The 16,353-nt window shown below is 66.6% G+C and carries 15 protein-coding genes; 12 read left to right on the top strand and 3 right to left on the bottom strand.

Features of this window, described 5'->3' with window-relative positions:
- Positions 1-24: 24 nt before the first annotated feature.
- Genes tetA through CFOUR_RS05860 form a run of 4 tightly spaced genes read left to right on the top strand, consistent with a single transcriptional unit; the run spans position 25 to position 4,315 of the window.
- Complete coding sequence (gene tetA / locus CFOUR_RS05875) at positions 25-1,587, top strand: tetracycline efflux ABC transporter TetAB subunit A (RefSeq protein WP_353959378.1); 1,563 nt, start codon at positions 25-27, stop codon at positions 1,585-1,587.
- A complete protein-coding gene (locus tag CFOUR_RS05870) occupies positions 1,588-3,393 on the top strand; it encodes an ABC transporter ATP-binding protein (RefSeq protein ID WP_085957984.1) in 1,806 nt (601 codons plus the stop codon). It abuts the gene before it with no gap.
- Positions 3,394-3,414: 21 nt separating this feature from the next.
- Positions 3,415-3,948 (top strand): YbhB/YbcL family Raf kinase inhibitor-like protein, encoded by a 534-nt coding sequence (locus CFOUR_RS05865; RefSeq protein WP_085957983.1) that lies wholly within the window; start codon positions 3,415-3,417, stop codon positions 3,946-3,948.
- Between the two features lie 10 nt (positions 3,949-3,958).
- The gene (locus tag CFOUR_RS05860) at positions 3,959-4,315 is read left to right on the top strand and encodes a hypothetical protein (RefSeq protein WP_085957982.1); all 357 of its coding nucleotides are present in this window, start codon (positions 3,959-3,961) and stop codon (positions 4,313-4,315) included.
- Here the strand turns inward: CFOUR_RS05860 and CFOUR_RS05855 are convergent.
- Positions 4,312-5,391, bottom strand: coding sequence for a quinone-dependent dihydroorotate dehydrogenase (locus tag CFOUR_RS05855; RefSeq protein ID WP_085957981.1), 1,080 nt, complete (start codon positions 5,389-5,391; stop codon positions 4,312-4,314). The two genes, CFOUR_RS05860 and CFOUR_RS05855, sit on opposite strands and share 4 nt — an antisense overlap.
- Positions 5,392-5,403: 12 nt before the next feature.
- Positions 5,404-6,456: a YncE family protein gene (locus CFOUR_RS05850; protein ID WP_085957980.1), complete on the bottom strand. Its 1,053-nt coding sequence runs from the start codon at positions 6,454-6,456 to the stop codon at positions 5,404-5,406.
- A 70-nt stretch (positions 6,457-6,526) separates the two neighbouring features.
- Here CFOUR_RS05850 and CFOUR_RS05845 point away from each other — a divergent pair, with 70 nt between their 5' ends.
- The 7 genes from CFOUR_RS05845 (at position 6,527) to CFOUR_RS05815 (ending at position 14,316) form a co-directional block, all read left to right on the top strand.
- Positions 6,527-7,372: an undecaprenyl-diphosphate phosphatase gene (locus CFOUR_RS05845; RefSeq protein WP_085958484.1), complete on the top strand. Its 846-nt coding sequence runs from the start codon at positions 6,527-6,529 to the stop codon at positions 7,370-7,372.
- A gap of 16 nt (positions 7,373-7,388) precedes the next feature.
- Complete coding sequence (gene mshC / locus CFOUR_RS05840) at positions 7,389-8,603, top strand: cysteine--1-D-myo-inosityl 2-amino-2-deoxy-alpha-D-glucopyranoside ligase (RefSeq protein WP_085958483.1); 1,215 nt, start codon at positions 7,389-7,391, stop codon at positions 8,601-8,603.
- 24 nt (positions 8,604-8,627) lie between these two features.
- Entirely contained in the window at positions 8,628-9,026 is a 399-nt protein-coding gene (locus CFOUR_RS05835; protein WP_085957979.1) for a hypothetical protein, read from the top strand.
- On the top strand, positions 8,992-9,681 hold the full coding sequence (locus CFOUR_RS05830) for an HAD family hydrolase (protein WP_413540784.1): 690 nt from the start codon (positions 8,992-8,994) through the stop codon (positions 9,679-9,681). The genes CFOUR_RS05835 and CFOUR_RS05830 overlap by 35 nt, the downstream gene beginning before the upstream one ends.
- 59 nt (positions 9,682-9,740) lie before the next feature.
- Entirely contained in the window at positions 9,741-11,204 is a 1,464-nt protein-coding gene (gene aspA, locus CFOUR_RS05825) for an aspartate ammonia-lyase (protein ID WP_085958482.1), read from the top strand.
- Between the two features lie 131 nt (positions 11,205-11,335).
- On the top strand, positions 11,336-12,643 hold the full coding sequence (locus CFOUR_RS05820; RefSeq protein ID WP_179154881.1) for an anaerobic C4-dicarboxylate transporter: 1,308 nt from the start codon (positions 11,336-11,338) through the stop codon (positions 12,641-12,643).
- Positions 12,644-12,648: 5 nt separating this feature from the next.
- Entirely contained in the window at positions 12,649-14,316 is a 1,668-nt protein-coding gene (locus tag CFOUR_RS05815; RefSeq protein WP_085957976.1) for a formate--tetrahydrofolate ligase, read from the top strand.
- Here CFOUR_RS05815 and CFOUR_RS05810 read toward each other — a convergent pair.
- Positions 14,313-15,122, bottom strand: a complete 810-nt coding sequence (locus CFOUR_RS05810) for a RecB family exonuclease (protein ID WP_085958481.1) — start codon at positions 15,120-15,122, stop codon at positions 14,313-14,315. The two genes, CFOUR_RS05815 and CFOUR_RS05810, sit on opposite strands and share 4 nt — an antisense overlap.
- Positions 15,123-15,148: 26 nt before the next feature.
- On the opposite strand from CFOUR_RS05810, the gene CFOUR_RS05805 reads away from it, so the two are divergent.
- Positions 15,149-16,348 (top strand): M18 family aminopeptidase, encoded by a 1,200-nt coding sequence (locus tag CFOUR_RS05805; protein ID WP_085957975.1) that lies wholly within the window; start codon positions 15,149-15,151, stop codon positions 16,346-16,348.
- Positions 16,349-16,353 lie beyond the last annotated feature (5 nt).

Raw genomic sequence — 16,353 nt, 5'->3', positions numbered from 1 at the left:
TGAAAATTTGCTAGATTTTCCAGAATGATGCCCCCGCCGCGCAGAATGAAGACGTACAGCTGGTTCGTCCCGCCCGTGCCACCAGCGGACGATCTGAACCGTCTCCACCCGGCGCGCTGGAGTAGTGGAAACCGCGTGGTCAGGGACATGATCGGCGCGTATCCGGGCGTGTTGGTGCTGCACATTGTCAGCTACCTTCTCGGCACTGGAATCGCCGCGTTTGTGCCGGTGGTGGTGGGCATGATCGTGGACCGCCTGGTGGGCGAGAGCACATTCAACGCGTGGTGGCTCTTCGCGGTGCTGATCGCGGTGTTTGTGCTCCAGTTCATCGGCGAAGCTACTGGCGACGGCCTCGCCTCCGCTTCCGTCCGTCGTGTCACCCACAACGCGCAGCAGCACCTGGTCACCGGGGTGTTACGCCGTGGCGCCGGCACGATGAGTCCGGGCACGGTGCTCAACACCATCGACGCCGACGCGAACACTATCGGGCGATACCGCGAGCTGCTGTCGTTTCCGCTCATGGCCATCGGCTACGCCGCGGGCGCAATGGTGGCGATGTGGGCGGTTGCTCCATGGATTTCGCTCGCCATTCCCCTGAGCGCGCTAGTCATCGCGTTGTTTGCGGCGTGGACTGCTGGCCCGGTGACACGGGTGTCGCTCAAGCGGCGTGCGGCGGAGGCGGATGTGGCGAGCTTGGCCACGGATACTTCGCAAGGCATCCGCACCGTTAAAGGCCTTGGTGCGGGAGTCACCGTGGCCAAACGCTTCCACGCGGAAACGACGGCCGCGAAGCGCCTCATGCTCACCCACCTACGCGTGGAGGTGTGGCTGGGATTTGCCCGGCTGTGCGTGGCGTGGTTGTGCAACCTGGGCATCGTGGGGCTGGCCGCATGGATGACGCTGCGTGGCGAGATCACTCCTGGCCAATTGACGTCCGTGGCGCTTCTGGTGCCGCCCGCGCTGAACATGGCGGGCTTCGCTTTCGGCGACTTGGCCAGCGGGTGGGGCAGGGCGGTGGCCAGTGGCCAGCGTATCCAGCAGCTGCACCACGCGGGCGCCGCCGCAGATGCCGCTGCACCTGCAGGCGTACCGGTGCCTGGGCCGGGCTTGTGGATCCTCGAGCCGGCACAGCGCTCCTATGCCGCGGCCGCCACGTGGGCGAATCGCGCCGGTGTGCTGTTCCCGCCGCACACCGTCAACGTGTTTGAGGGCACCATTGCAGACAACGTGAATCCGCGCGGGGACGTGCCGGATCATGCGGTGAAGCAAGCACTCGCGGCCGCCCACTGCCAGGACATCCTCCGCAGGCTCGGCGGGGTCAACGAAGCGGGCGAGTTGCCGGACGCGCCCCTGGGCGAGGCTGGCCTGAACCTCTCCGGCGGACAGCGGCAGCGCGTCGCGCTGGCCCGGGCGCTCGCCGCCGACCCGGAGGTGCTCATCTTGGATGACCCGACCACGGGGCTCGATTCCGTGACCCAGGCGGATGTCGTGGAGGCCGTTGCTGCGCTCAGAGCGGTTAAAACGACCGTGGTGATCACCGGAAACACGGCGTGGCAGCACGCTGGAACCGCATTGGAGGTGGCGTAGATGCGGCGCGAGTACGAACGCACAGACGCCGTCGCCCCCGCGGGCGTGAAAGAAACTTTCGCGTACCTCTCGGCGCTGCCGAACGCGCTGGATTGGCGTTGGTGGGCGGGGCTTTTGATCATTCAGGCGCTCACCGTGGCCGTCTACACCACACAATCGAACCTGTTCGGCCGCAGCGTCGACCCGCTCACCGGCGGTGAGGTGCCGCTGCTGGGAACCGGCACCCGCGCCTTCGTGTGGACCGTAAGCCTGGCGTTGGCCTGCATGCTCGTCGAGATGTTCCTGCGGGCCCTCGGCAACTATGTGGTGGGCCTCAAGGTCGCCCGCGCGTCCATCGACCTGCGCCGTCGCTGCCTCGACGCGATCCTGCGCGCACCTGTGCCGCGGGTGATGGAGCTCGGCACCGGCAACGTGATCACGCGCATGACCAAGGACATCGACGACGTCGTGCAAACCATCACCGCCATCGGCTCGCGCGTGCTCACCACCGTGTTCGTCTTTCCAATCACGTTTATCGGGCTTTTGCTTATCGACGTTCGCTTCGCGCTCATCCTCGCCCTGGTCTGCGTCTGTACCTACCCGTTCGCACGCGAGGTGGTGCGTGCGATCCCGGATGCCTCCAACGCCGCCAGCGTGGCTGAGGCGCGCCGCAACGCGGTGCTGCTGGACACCGTCCGCGGTCTCCCCACGCTGCGCGCCTTCGACTTGGAGCGCTGGGCACTCGCGCGGATGCGGCGGACCTCGTGGGGCGCGGTGGAAGCGGAAATGGACCGCGTGCCCTGGTTCATCCGGCTGATGGGCATCGGCCAGGTCGCTTTTGCCGCGTGGGTCCTGCTCACGCTCGGCGTGGGTGCCTGGCTGGCGTCGGCAGGCGCTGTCACCCCAGGCCAGGCGAGCGCAGCGGTGTTCATGGTGATCCGCGCCGAAGTCATGGTGTTCAACGCCCTGTTCTTCATCGGCGAGTTGCAAGGCGCGGCCACTGCCGTGGGCCGCGCGGTGAGCCTGGCCAAGCTTGCGGACGGCCGCGACGCCACAGTCATACCGGAGGACCTCACCGAGCCCGTGGACGTGGCAGTCGACCACATCTCATTCGCGTACCCGGGCGGGGCTAACGTGCTGGAGGATCTCTCCGTCACGCTCGAGGCGGGAACAACCACAGCGCTTGTGGGGACTTCGGGCGCTGGCAAGTCCACGCTCGCCGCGCTCATCGCGGGGCTGGTGGAGCCCACGGCGGGCAGCATCCGGGTGGGAGGAGTGGATACTTCGCAGGTCAGTGACACGTGGACTGCGAAGAACGTCACCCTGCTCACCCAGGACGTCCACTTGTTCGCTGGCACCCTGCGCGAGGACCTCTCGATGGCGGCACAGGGCACGACCGACGCCGAGCTCAAGCGGGCGTTAGCGGGCGTCGGACTCGACCCGGAGGGCTCCCAGTTCGCGCGACTGTTTCCGGAAGGGCTGGACACCGCCGTCGGCGCGGGCGCGAATGAGCTTCCGCCGGAGGTGGAGCAGCAGCTCGCGCTCGCGCGCGTCGCACTGTCGGGCCCGAAAGTGCTCATCCTGGACGAGGCCACGGCAGAGGCTGGCAGCGACGCTACCAACACGCTAGAAGAGGCGGCCGCGCGCATCGCGGAGGGCACCACGTCGTTGGTGGTGGCGCACCGCCTGGACCAGGCGGCAGCCGCGGACCGAATCTTGGTCATGGACGCCGGGCGCATCATCGAAGACGGCACCCACGCCCAGCTCATCGCAGCCGACGGGAGATACGCGCAACTCTATGCAGCATGGAGTGGCAACGATCACTGAATCTGCGGTAGGAATGGATCTATGACTGCTTCTTACGACCAAGACCGATTCCCCGGCCCCGACCCTTACGCTCCGTTGGCGGATGTGCCCGCATTCGACATCGCCTCCGAGGACATTGTCGACGGCGAGCGCCTCGCGGACACCCTTGCTGGCGATAACGCCACGAGCCCGCAGCTGACTTGGTCGGGTGCTCCGGAGGGCACGAAGACCTACGCGGTGACCTGCTTCGACCCGGATGCGCCGACGGCCTCCGGGTTCTGGCACTGGTCCGCGTTCAACATCCCTGCGGATGTCACTGAGCTTCCCGCTGGCGCAGGCGCTGAGGACGGCCTCGGAGTCGGCGCGGTCGTGCTTACTGGCGACAGCGGTGTCAACGGCTACTACGGCGCGAACCCACCGGCCGGCCACGGCCCGCACCGCTACCTCTACGCCGTCCACGCGGTAGACGCGGAGCTGCCCGCGGACGAGATTGCCAACCCCACCCAGCTCGGCTTCAACCTGAACTTCCACTCGCTCGGCCGCGCCATCGTCTGGGGCTGGTACGAAAACCAGTAAGATTCGCCGAATGGTTCCAGTGCAACTTCGCGTCGGCGGCGCGTTTCTGGGCATCGCGCTCGTGCTCGTGCTCTACGCCGTGCTGGCGATGCTTCGAGGCGACACCACGTTCACGATCACCCCGCAGGTCCTCTCCGTGATCGCCGCGGTCGGCATCGTCGGGGCGTTCGCCACCTACAACACCAATCAGGCGGGCTCGCGCACGCAGGTGCTCGCGCTGCTGCTGGCAGTTGTGCTCATCGGGGCGGGCTTTATCGCCCCCGACACCGCGCTGACGGCCACCACACCGTTCTGGCTCACCGGGTGGGCGCTTGCCGCCGGGTTATGCGCGGTCGTGCTGCGCCGCAGCGCAGCCCGGACGGCTTAGAGTTCCTTCCACTCCAGTCCGCTGCCCACGGCCTGCCCGATAGAGTCCAGGCCGTGGGCTTTAATCTGAGCCGCGATGCCGCGGTGGATGCCGCGGATCCAGCCCAGCCCGCCGTAGATGAACGGGGTGTAGCCCTGCAGCAGGCTCGCGCCCGCGGCGATGCGCTCCCACGCCTGCTCTGGCGTGGAGATGCCACCGACGCTGACCAGGACCAGCTTGTCGCCCACACGCTCGTTGAGGCGCCCCAGCACCTCGAGCGAGCGCTTCTGTAACGGGGCACCGCTGATCCCGCCTGCGCCCATCTTCTCCACCCTGGAGGCGGGAGTTTTCAGCCCGTCGCGGGAGATGGTGGTGTTGGTGGCCACGATGCCGGCAAGGTCCAGCTCCACGGCGAGATCAGCCACGGCGTCGATGTCTTCGTCGGAAAGGTCCGGTGCGATCTTGACCAGCACCGGGGCCGTGGTGGACTTCTTTACCACCTCCAGGATCGGCCGAAGCTCTTGCACCGCCTGCAAGTCGCGCAGACCCGGCGTGTTGGGGGAGGAGACGTTGACCACCAGGTAATCCGCCAGCCCGCCGAGTAGCGTCGCGGTAGCGCGGTAGTCAGCCACGGCGTCCTCGGAAGTCTTGTTCTTGCCGATGTTGATGCCCACCACGTCGCGGGAACGGCGCGCGCGGAGGTTGTCGGCCACCACGAGCGCGCCCTTGTTGTTGAAGCCCATGCGGTTCAAAATGGCCTTGTCTTCGGGCAGGCGGAACAGCCTCGGCGCGGGGTTGCCCGGCTGGGACTTCGGGGTCACCGTGCCCATCTCGGCGTAGCCGAAGCCGACGGCACCCCAGGAGTCGATCGCCTCGGCGTTTTTGTCAAAGCCGGCAGCAAGCCCCAGCGGGGCGGGGAAATCGACGCCGAAGACGGTTTGGCACAGCACCGGGTCGTGCACGCGCACGGCCCTTTCCATCACGCGGTTGACCGGGGTGGCCAGGTGCAGCGTCTGCAGGGCGCCGCTGATGATGCCGTGGATGCGCTCCGGCGGGAGCAGGAACATGAGTTTGAGTGCGCGGTCGTAGAGCGACATGTGGGGGTTCTCCTACTCGCTGTCGGTTTGGTCGGACGGGGCGACAAACTGGATGCCGTCGCCGGATGCGGAGGCGGCGAGCACTGTGCCGTCGTCAAGCGTGATCATGCTTTGCGCATCCGCCACGGTGGCGAAGTGCTTCTTGCGCACCGGCACACCCTGGGAGATGTCATAGCCGGTGGCCGTGTTGCTGGTCAGCGAGCTGACCCACGCGAGGCGCTGCGCCCGGTCCCAGGCGGCGTCCCAGGGCGCTTCCGGCACCGGCGCGGACTGCTGCAAGCGGATGATGTCGTCGGTGGTGTAGACGTGGATCTGGTTGCCGGTCGAGTCTGCTGCCAGCACCAGGCCGTGTTCGCCACCGCGGACTTTGCCCACGCCCAGGCCGACGCGCAGCGTGCCGCCTTGGCGCGAGCCAGACCAGTCCACGTCCTGAATGGTGGTGTCGAAGCGGTTGGTGCGCACCACGGAGTCGCGCTGGCCGTCGACAGGCACCGCCTGGAGCTGGTCTGTCTCGCGCGCGACGTCGATGGTGTCTTTGAGCTCGCCGCCGTCGAAGACCCACACCTTGCGCTCGGAGTCGCTGGCGGCGAGCACTTCGCCTGACGACGCCACGGTGGCCGCCGTCACCGGCTTGTCCGTGGAGATCGTCTCTTCGCGCTGCCCGAACAGCTTGATTTCCCCGTCGCAGGCCACCGCGAAGGTGCCGGCGTTGGCGGAAGCCTCGCCGCAGGACTCGTCCAGCTCGTGGCGTGCACCGCGGCCCTGCTCGATCTCCTCCGGCGTGCCGATGGTCAGCGCATCTTGGGTGCGCACCCCGATGCGCCCGTCGGTGATGTCGAGGTCGCGCACCGGGTCGAAGTCCACAACCTTGCCAGCCGGGTTGGCTGATGCGGGGGAGCGCACCGGCTCCGCGCTGCCCATGCTCGCAGCTGCCTCACCGCCGGCTTCCTCAATCTTCGCGGCAGGTGATGCGCCGCAAGCGCTCAAGGTCAGGGTGGCTGCGGCGGCGCCGAGGGCCACAGCCATGCGGGCGCGGTGAGTGGGGGCAAACAAACGAGCATTCACAAGGTAAAAGCCTAGCAACGCGCCCGTCGCGCACCGCGATGGCCAAGCGGGCGGGGTAGTGTCTTTCGCCATGACTGATCCCGCCACAACCATGTCCTGGGTGCAGGTGATCGTCCTGTCCATCGTCCAGGGCCTCACCGAATTCCTGCCCGTGTCTTCCTCGGGACACCTGCGCATCGTCTCCCAGTTATTCTGGGGCGAAGACGCTGGCGCCAGCTTCACCGCAGTAGTCCAGCTGGGCACCGAGCTTGCGGTGTTGGTGTATTTTGCCAAAGACATCTGGCGCATCCTCACCGCCTGGTTTGCAGGCCTGGCGGATAAGTCAAAGCGCGGCTTCGACTACCGCATGGGCTGGATGGTCATTGCCGGCACCATCCCCGTCGGGCTTGCCGGTGTGCTGCTCAAAGACCTCATCCGTGACAACTTCCGCAACCTCTGGATCACCGCCACAGTGCTGATCCTGTTTTCCCTCGTGTTCATTTTCGCGGAGCGCGTGGGTAAAAAGTCCCGCGGGTTTGAGGAGCTGACCATGAAAGACGCGATCATCATGGGCCTGTGCCAATGCCTGGCGCTCATCCCTGGTGTCTCGCGCTCCGGCGGCACGATCTCCGGCGGCCTGTTTCTCAACCTGGACCGCGAAGTAGCCACCCGATTTTCCTTCCTGCTGGCTATCCCGGCGGTGCTGGCATCCGGTTTGTTCTCGCTGCCGGACGCCTTCAACCCGCAAGCTGGCCAGGCAGCCAGCGGAGCGCAGCTGCTGGTGGGCTCGGCAGTCGCGTTCGTGCTCGGCTACATCTCCATCGCGTGGCTGCTCAAGTTCGTCTCCGACCACTCCTTTGCGTGGTTCGCCGCCTACCGCATTCCATTGGGCTTGATCGTCATGGTGCTGCTCGCCACCGGCGTGATGGCCGCGTAGTTGTAGGGTTGTGCGCATGCATGCATGGCCCGCCCCCACCGTCCCCGCAGTCGCTGGCACCCCAGTGCCGCTGAAACTCCACGACACCGCTGATCAGCGCGTCAAGGAGGTGGACACCACCCCCGACCGCAACGGGGAGGTGGGCATGTACGTCTGCGGCATCACGCCGTACGACTCGACCCACCTCGGCCACGCCGCGACCTACCTCACCTTCGACTTGGCGCAGCGCCAGCTCATCGCCAACGGTCACAGCGTCCACTACGTGCAAAACATCACCGACGTGGATGACCCGCTGTTTGAGCGCGCCGAGCGCGACGGCGTGGACTGGCGCGAGCTGGGCTCCAGCCAGATCGACCTGTTCCGCAGCGACATGGAGATTCTGTCCGTGATCCCGCCGCGCGACTACATCGGCGCGATGGAATCGGTAGACGAGGTGATCGCGATGGTGCAGCAGCTGCTCGACGCCGGCGCGGCCTACGAGCTCGACCACGGCGACATCTACGCCTCCATCGAGGCCACCAAGCAGTTCGGCTACGAGTCCAACCTGGACAGCGCGACCATGGAGGAGTACTTCGCTGAGCGCGGCGGCGATCCAGACCGCAAAGGCAAGCGCGACCCGCTGGACGCGCTGGTGTGGCGCGGTCACCGCGAGGGCGAGCCCGCCTGGGAGTCACCGTTCGGCCCGGGCCGGCCGGGCTGGCACGTGGAGTGCTCCGCGATTGCGACCAACCGTCTGGGCGCGCACTTTGCTATCCAGGGCGGCGGTTCGGACCTCGCGTTTCCGCACCACGAGTTCTCCGCCGCGCACGCGGAGGCCGCGTTGAACGTCGAGCGCATGGCCGGCCACTACGTCCACGCCGGCATGATCGCGCTGGACGGGGTGAAGATGTCCAAGTCCTTGGGCAACCTCGTGTTCGTGCACAAGCTCAGCGAGGCGGGCCACGACCCGTCGGCGATTCGCCTTGCGGTCTTTTCCGGCCACTACCGCGCGGACCGCGATTTCTCCGACGCCATTATGGACGAGGCTGAAGCGCGCCTGGCGCGGTGGCGCACGCAGCTGACGGGCGAGGTGAGCGAGGCGGAGGCGACCGAGGTCGTCGATAAGCTTCGTGCGGCACTCGCGGACGATCTGGACACCCCCGCGGCACTTTCGCTTCTCGACGGCGTGACCGGCGACCACAACCAGATCATCGCTACTGCACTCGATGGCCTGCTCGGCGTGCGCATCTAGCGCCTTTCGCGCACAATGGGGCCCATGAGCGCAGCTGCCGACAACTCGATCCGGGCGCAGTTCCAGCCCGAGGTAGACGAATTCATCGACGACCTGACCACCTTCGCCACCGGCTCCTACCTCCAAGACGAGGACAAGGACCTGTGGGAAGAGCCCTTCGATCCGGCGGTGCTGCCGGATCTCAAACGCATCCTGGAGATGTTCCTGGACGCGCTCGACATGCTTGGCGACGACCCTGAGGGCGACGCGCTGGTCAAGGTCGTGGCGCCGTTCTACGAGAACTTGGGCGAGTTCAACGCGAAGCACGCGGACGCGGTGCTCGAGCCGGAAGAGAAGGCCGACATCGAAACGCTGGTATTCCGCGCGGCGGCCGCCACGGGTGCAACCGATGAGGCGCTCAACGAACTGCCGGAGCTTGAGTAGCCCGGCCGCCGTCCTGTGGGACATGGACGGCACCCTCATCGACACTGAGCCGCTGTGGGGCAAAGCCACCTACGAGCTGGGGGAGCTGCTCGGCCGGCCGCTTACGCCCGAGGTGCGCGCCAAGACCATCGGTGGCAGCTTCCCCAACACCTTGAACGTGGTGGCCGAGTGGGCGGGCTATGAGCTTCGAGACGGCGATTTGGAGCGCTACCGCACCTGGATGTTCGACCGGATGCGCGAGCTGTTCGCCACCGGCATCGAGCTCAACCCCGGCATCGGTGGAGTGCTGCAGTCCCTGCGCGAGCGGGGCACCCCGATGTTCGTGTGCACGAACACGGCGCGTGTGCTGGCAGATCCGTGCATCGACGCGATCGGGCGCGAGTTGTTCACCGGCACAATCGCAGGCGACGAAGTGGCGCAGGCGAAACCGGCCCCAGACATGTACCTCGAAGCGGCCCGGCGCGCCGGCGCCCAGCCGGGCGACTGCCTCGTGGTGGAGGATTCCTGGCACGGGATGTCGGCCGGCGCGGCCGCCGGGTGCGTTGTGCTGGGCTTGGCTGAGACTGTGCCGGACGGGGTGGTCAGGTTCGACCCGAGTTCCTTTCTCGGCGCCGGGGCCGCGGACGTGGATGGCTGGTTTTCTGCAGCTCTATAGGCATAAACGGGGGTACGGAACGCCCGTCGCAAAGCTGTCGGCGACGTATAGTGGCGACCATGACCGCACGCATTGAAGAAGACCTCCTCGGCACCGCCGAGGTCCCCGCCGACGTCTACTACGGCATCCACGCGCAGCGCGCCGTGGACAACTTCCACATCTCCGCCGCCACCATCAACGACTTCCCGGAGTTCATCCGCGGCATGGTGCAGGTGAAAAAGGCCACCGCGATTGCCAACCGCCGCCTGCACGCACTGCCCAAGGACAAGTCCGAGGCGATCGTCGCCGCCTGCGACAAGATCCTGGACGATGGCGTGTGCATGGACCAGTTCCCGATCGACGTCTTCCAGGGCGGCGCTGGCACCTCGGTGAACATGAACACCAACGAGGTGGTGGCCAACCTCGCCCTCGAGCTGATCGGCCGGGAAAAGGGCGAGTACTCCGTGATCAACCCGAACGACGACGTGAATATGTCCCAGTCCACCAACGACGCCTACCCGACCGGCTTCCGTCTCGGCGTGTACTACGCCGTGCAGGATTTGCTGGCTGAGCTGGACGACCTGCAGAAGGCGTTCCGTGCGAAGGGCGACGAGTTCGCAGACATCATCAAGATGGGCCGCACCCAGCTGCAGGACGCCGTTCCGATGACCCTGGGCCAGGAGTTCACCGCGTTCGGCGCCAACCTCGCCGAGGAGCAGCGCACCATCAGCGGCGCGGCGGATTCCCTGCTGGAAATCAACCTGGGCGCAACCGCGATCGGCACCGGCATCAACACCCCGAACGGCTACCGCGACCAGGTCGTCTCCGCCCTGCGCGAGGTCACCGGCCTGGACATTCAGGCCTCGCCGGACCTGATCGAGGCCACCTCGGACACCGGCGGCTACGTCATGATGCACGGCGCCATCAAGCGCGCGGCGATGAAGCTGTCCAAGATCTGCAACGACCTGCGCCTGTTGTCCTCCGGCCCGCGCGCCGGCCTCAACGAGATCAACCTCCCGGAGCGCCAGGCCGGTTCGTCGATCATGCCGGCGAAGGTCAACCCGGTCATCCCCGAGGTGGTCAACCAGGTCTGCTTCAAGGTCTTCGGCAACGACGTCACCGTCTCCATGGCGGCAGAGGCCGGCCAGCTGCAGCTCAACGTGATGGAGCCGGTCATCGCCCAGTCCCTGTTCGAGTCGATCCGACTCATCGCCAACGCGGCGCGCACCCTGCGTGAGAAGTGCGTGGAGGGCATCACCGCGAACAAGGAAGTTTGCGAGGCCTACGTGACCAACTCCATCGGGATTGTCACCTACCTCAACCCGGTGATCGGCCACCACAACGGCGACGTCATCGGCCGCGAGGCCGCGGCGACCGGCAAGAGCGTCTACGACCTCGTGCTGGAAAAGGGCCTCATCGGCGAGGAGGACCTGAACAAGCTGCTGAGCAAGGAAAACCTCATGCACCCGGAGTACCGCGGCAAGCTCTACGTCGACGACGAGGCGGGCCTTGAGGAGTCGGCGGGCGAGGCCGACAGCGAGTAGGGAAGCGTAACCCCCTTGATGCGGCGGGTGTGAGCAGGCGTAGCGAGGCTCACACCCGCCGCGTTTCGTTTCAGACGCACAACAGCGGATAATGGGACGACCATACCGATCCCGTAAGGAGTGCAACCGTGCTGCTCGCAGTTCACCTCATCATCCTTCTCGGCGCGATTGTGCTCGGCGCCCGCATGGGCTCCATCGCCATCGGCTTCGCCGGTGGCCTCGGGGTACTACTGCTCGGCGCGACAGGGATCCCGGTCAGCGCGGAGGCAATTCCCTTCGACGTCATCGGCATCATCATGTGCGTCATTGCCGCAATCTCCGCCATGCAGCTCGCCGGCGGCATGGACTACCTGGTCGACCTCGCGGAGCGGTTCCTGCGGCGCAACCCGAAGCGCATCACCGTGTACGCGCCGATTGTCACCTGGCTGATGACGGTGCTCGCTGGCACGGGCCACACCGCTTTTTCCACCATGCCCGTCATTGTGGAGGTGGCCAAGGAAGGCGGCGTGCGCCCCTCGCGGCCACTGTCCGCCGCAGTCATCGCGTCCCAGATGGCCATTGTCGCCTCGCCCATCTCGGCCGCTGTAGTGTTCATGGCCTCCGCGCTGGAGCCGCTTGGGGTGGGCTATCTCCAGCTGCTCGCAGTGATGCTGCCCGCGACATTCCTGGCGATCTTCCCCATGGCGTGGATCGCCAACCAGTCCGGCGCGGAGTTGGAAGACGATCCGGTGTACCAGGAGCGGTTGGCCGGAGGTCTCGTCGCTAAGCCCGCGGCGCGCGAGAACTACGTCGCCCCCGCAGGGGCGAAGGCCTCGGTGGGCATCTTCCTCGCCGCAATTGTGATCGTGATGGTCTACGCCACGCTGATCTCCGATCAAGTGGGCCTGATCCAGAACCCGACGGTGCCGCGCAACGAGGCGATTATGGCGATCATGCTCGGCGCCGCCGCCGCGATCGTGCTTGCCACCCGAACCACCGCGGCCGAGATTTTGAACACCCAGGTGTTCCGCTCCGGCATGTCGGCGAGCGTGTGCGTCCTCGGCGTGGCGTGGCTTGGCACGACCTTCATCAACTACTACATCGAAGACATCCAGGCCATCGCCGGCGACGTACTCACCGCGCAGCCGTGGATGCTGGCGGTGGTGCTGTTCGTCGCAGCCTCGCTGCTGTACTCGCAGGCAGCGACGGCGAAGGCGCTGATCCCTGCAGCGCTCGCCATCGGTGTCAGCCCGCTGACAGCCCTGGCGGCATTCCCCGCAGTCAGCGCGCTGTTCGTGCTGCCGACGTACCCCACGCTGCTGGCCGCCGTGGAGATGGACGACACCGGCTCCACCCGCATTGGCAAGTACGTGTTCAACCACCCCTTCCTCCTGCCGGGTGTGGTGTGCATCGCCGTGAGCGTAATCCTCGGTTACGCCATCGGCGCCGTTGTAGTGTGAGGTGCATGACTGCACAACCGTTGACTGACGTCGAGATCGCCCAAGCCCACCAACTCGCTCCGATTTCGGAGATCGCCGCGAAGGCGGGTGTCGGCGACGACGCGCTGATCCCGTACGGCAAGCACATGGCCAAGGTGGACATCACCCAGGTACCCCAGCGCAAACCGGGCAAACTGGTCCTCGTCACCGGTGTTTCGCCCACCCCGGCCGGCGAAGGCAAGTCCACCGTGCTCATCGGCCTCACGGACGCGCTGGCGAAGCTGGGGCACAACGCCATGGTGGCGCTGCGCGAGCCCTCTCTCGGCCCCGTGATGGGCATCAAGGGTGGCGCGGCAGGCGGCGGCTACTCCCAGGTGGTGCCGATGGAACAGATCAACCTGCACTTCACGGGCGACTTTCACGCGATTACCAGCGCCAACAACACCCTGGCGGCGCTGATTGACAACCACATCCACCAGGGCAACGCGCTGAACATCGACCCGCGGCGGGTGACGTGGCAGCGCTGCCTCGATGTCAACGACCGCGCCCTGCGCAACGTGGTCACCGGCCTGGGCGGGCCCGCGCACGGCGTGCCGGCGGAGACCGGGTTCACCATCACCGCCGCCTCCGAGATCATGGCCATCCTGGGCCTGGCCACGGACCTGGAGGACCTCAAGCAGCGCCTGGCCAACATCACCGTCGGCCTGACCTACGACAACAAGCCGGTCACTGCAGGCGACCTCGGCGCCCAGGGCGCCATGGCCGCCCTGCTGAAGGAGGCGGTGAACCCGAATCTCGTGCAAACCCTCGGCGGCACGCCGGCCTTCATCCACGGAGGCCCATTTGCCAACATCGCGCACGGCTGCAACACGCTTATCGCCACTCGCACCGCCCAGCAGCACGCGGACATCGTGCTCACCGAGGCAGGTTTCGGCTCGGATCTGGGCGCGGAGAAGTTCTTCGACATCAAGGCCCGCTACGGAGACCTCGACGTCGCCGGCGCGGTCATCGTGGCCACGGTACGCTCCATCAAGCACAACGCGGGTGTTGCGAAAGACCAGCTCGGCGAGGAAAACCTCGCGGCCCTGGAGGAGGGAATTGTCAACCTCGAGCGCCACGTGGAAAACGTGCGCAAGTTCGGCGTCACCCCGGTGGTGGCGCTGAACCGCTTCACGTCTGACACTGAGGCGGAGCTGGACTTTTTGCGCAACTGGGCGCAGTCCAAGGGCATCGCGCTGGAGGCGGCGGATGTGTGGGCCAAGGGCGGCGACGGTGCGACCGAGCTCGCCCAGACCCTGCTGGACAACCTCACGGAAGGCTCCTCGCACCCGCTCTACGATCCGGCGCAGGGCGTGGAGCACTCCATTGAGACCATTGCCAAGGAGATCTACCGCGCGGACGACGTGCAGTACTCCGCAGCGGCGAAAAAGGACCTGCAGACGCTGAAGGACAACGGCTTTGACACCTTGCCGGTGTGCATTTCCAAAACGCAGTACTCCTTCTCGGACGACCCGGCGCAGCTCGGCGCGCCGACCGGCCACACCCTGCACGTGCGCAACCTCGTCGCGCGCACGGGCGCCGGTTTCGTGCTCGCGCTGACGGGCGATGTGATGACCATGCCGGGCCTGCCCAAGCAGCCGGCGGCCAACAACATCGACGTTGACGCCGACGGCGTGGTCTCCGGTCTGTTCTAGGCGTCCTGGTCGGCCCGGGACCCCGGCCAGCCGGGGTACTCGGGCGGCGTGCCGCCGAAGATGGGGCACATGGACCGGAAGGCGCACCACCCGCACAGCTTGGATTGCTGCGGGCGGAAGGTGCCGGCCTTGCCGTCGGCTTCGATCTTCCACCACAGCTCGGCCAAGTCTCGCTCGAAGTACTCCAGCTCCTCGCGCGAGGGCGTGAGGATCATCGAGTCCATCACTTTCAGATACATCAGCTTCAGCTGGGTCGGCACCACATCGAACAGGCGCCAGTACACCAGCGCGTAGAACCGCATCTGGAACTGCGCGTCCTGGGAGTAGCGCGGCTGCGGCTTCTTGCCCGTTTTGTAGTCGACGACGCGCACCTCGCCGGTGGGGGCGATGTCGACTCGGTCGATGAACCCGCGCACGGGCACGCCGTTGGGCAGCGTGAAGTCCACCGGCATCTCTTGGGCGTGCGAGTCGAAGCCGAGCGGGTTTTCCATGGTGAAGTACCCGCGCAGCAGCGTGCGCGCGTCCACGAGCAGCTGGTGCTCGTCCGCGACGGGCGTGGCGCACTCCGGGTCCTGCTCGCGCATCTTCGCCCAATTCGGCTTCAGCCGCTTCACCGCGGCTGGGTATGTGCGCTGCTCACGCGGCCAGGTGAACATCTCTTCCAGTACCGCGTGCACGAGCGTGCCCTTGACCTGTGCCTCGGTGGACGGTTCCGGAATCTTGTCTATGGCGCGCAGCCGGTACTGCAGCGGGCAGCGTTTGTAGTCGGATGCGCGGGACGGCGAAATAGCTATTGGGCGTGTCATGGTGCCCAACATCATAGAGTGGAGCCATGACACAAGCCTTCATCGATTTCCTCGCCGAAAGCCCGTCCGCGTTCCATGCCGCAGCTGCGGTGGCCGCGAGGCTTCAGGCGGAGGGCTTTTCGCTTGACGACGACGCACACGCCCCCGGCGGTCACCTCATCGTGCGCGATGGCGCCGTGGTTGCGTGGTGGGTGCCGCAAAACGCCCGGCCGCGGTTCCGGGTCGTGGGCTCGCACACTGATTCTCCCGGCCTGATGGCCAAGCCTGACCCGGACGTGGTGCGCGAGGGGTGCCGCCAGGTGGCGGTGGAGGTCTACGGTGGTCCGATTTTGGCCAGCTGGTTCGACCGCGACCTCACGTTTGCCGGTCGCGTGGTCACCGCCGACCGCACCGAGCACCTGGTCAACGCCGGCGCGGTCGCGCGCGTGCCCAACTTGGCCATCCACCTGTACCGCGGAGATATGCCGGAGATCGAGCGGCAGGTGCACACGCAGCCGATCCTGGGCGTGGACCGCCCGCTGTTGGAGCTCGCGGCGGAATCTGCCGGCATCAAGGCCGAGGACATCGTTGCGCACGAGCTCATCACCGCAGACGCCCAGCGCGGCGAAGTCCTCGGCGACCTGCTGGCGGCTGGGCGCCTGGACAATCTGACCAGTGTGTGGGCGTCCATGGAAGCCTTCCTGGCCGCGAAAGACGACGCGCGAGACATCCTGGTGCTCGCCGCGTTCAACCACGAGGAAGTTGGCTCTGCCTCCACCTCGGGTGCGGGCGGTCCGCTGCTGGAGCGGGTGCTCAACCGCATCGCCTCCGGGTTCGGGGATCCGGCCGAGATCATCGCCAACTCGATTCAGGTCTCTGCCGACGCCGCGCACGCGGTGCACCCAAACTACCCGGGCAAGCACGACCCCACGCACCACCCGCTGCTGAACAAGGGCCCGGTGCTCAAGGTCAACGCCAACCAGCGCTACGCCTCCAACGCGGCGACGGAGACGGAGTGGATCCTGGCCTGCCGTGCGGCAGGAGTGCCGCACCAGACGTTCGTGGGCAACAACGCGGTGCCCTGCGGCTCCACCATCGGGCCCATCTCGTCCACCCGCCTCGGTTTGCCCACCGTGGATGTGGGCGTGCCGCTGTTGTCCATGCACTCCGCCCGCGAGCTGTGCGGCGTGCACGACATGGACTACTTCGTGCGCGCACTTTCGGCTTTCTATGCCGCAGCGCAGTAGGGCAT

This window comes from Corynebacterium fournieri (assembly GCF_030408775.1).
GTDB classification, from domain to species: domain Bacteria; phylum Actinomycetota; class Actinomycetes; order Mycobacteriales; family Mycobacteriaceae; genus Corynebacterium; species Corynebacterium fournieri.
The sequence above is the reverse complement of the archived record's forward strand: the minus strand, read 5'-3'. Positions and strand labels throughout refer to the sequence as shown.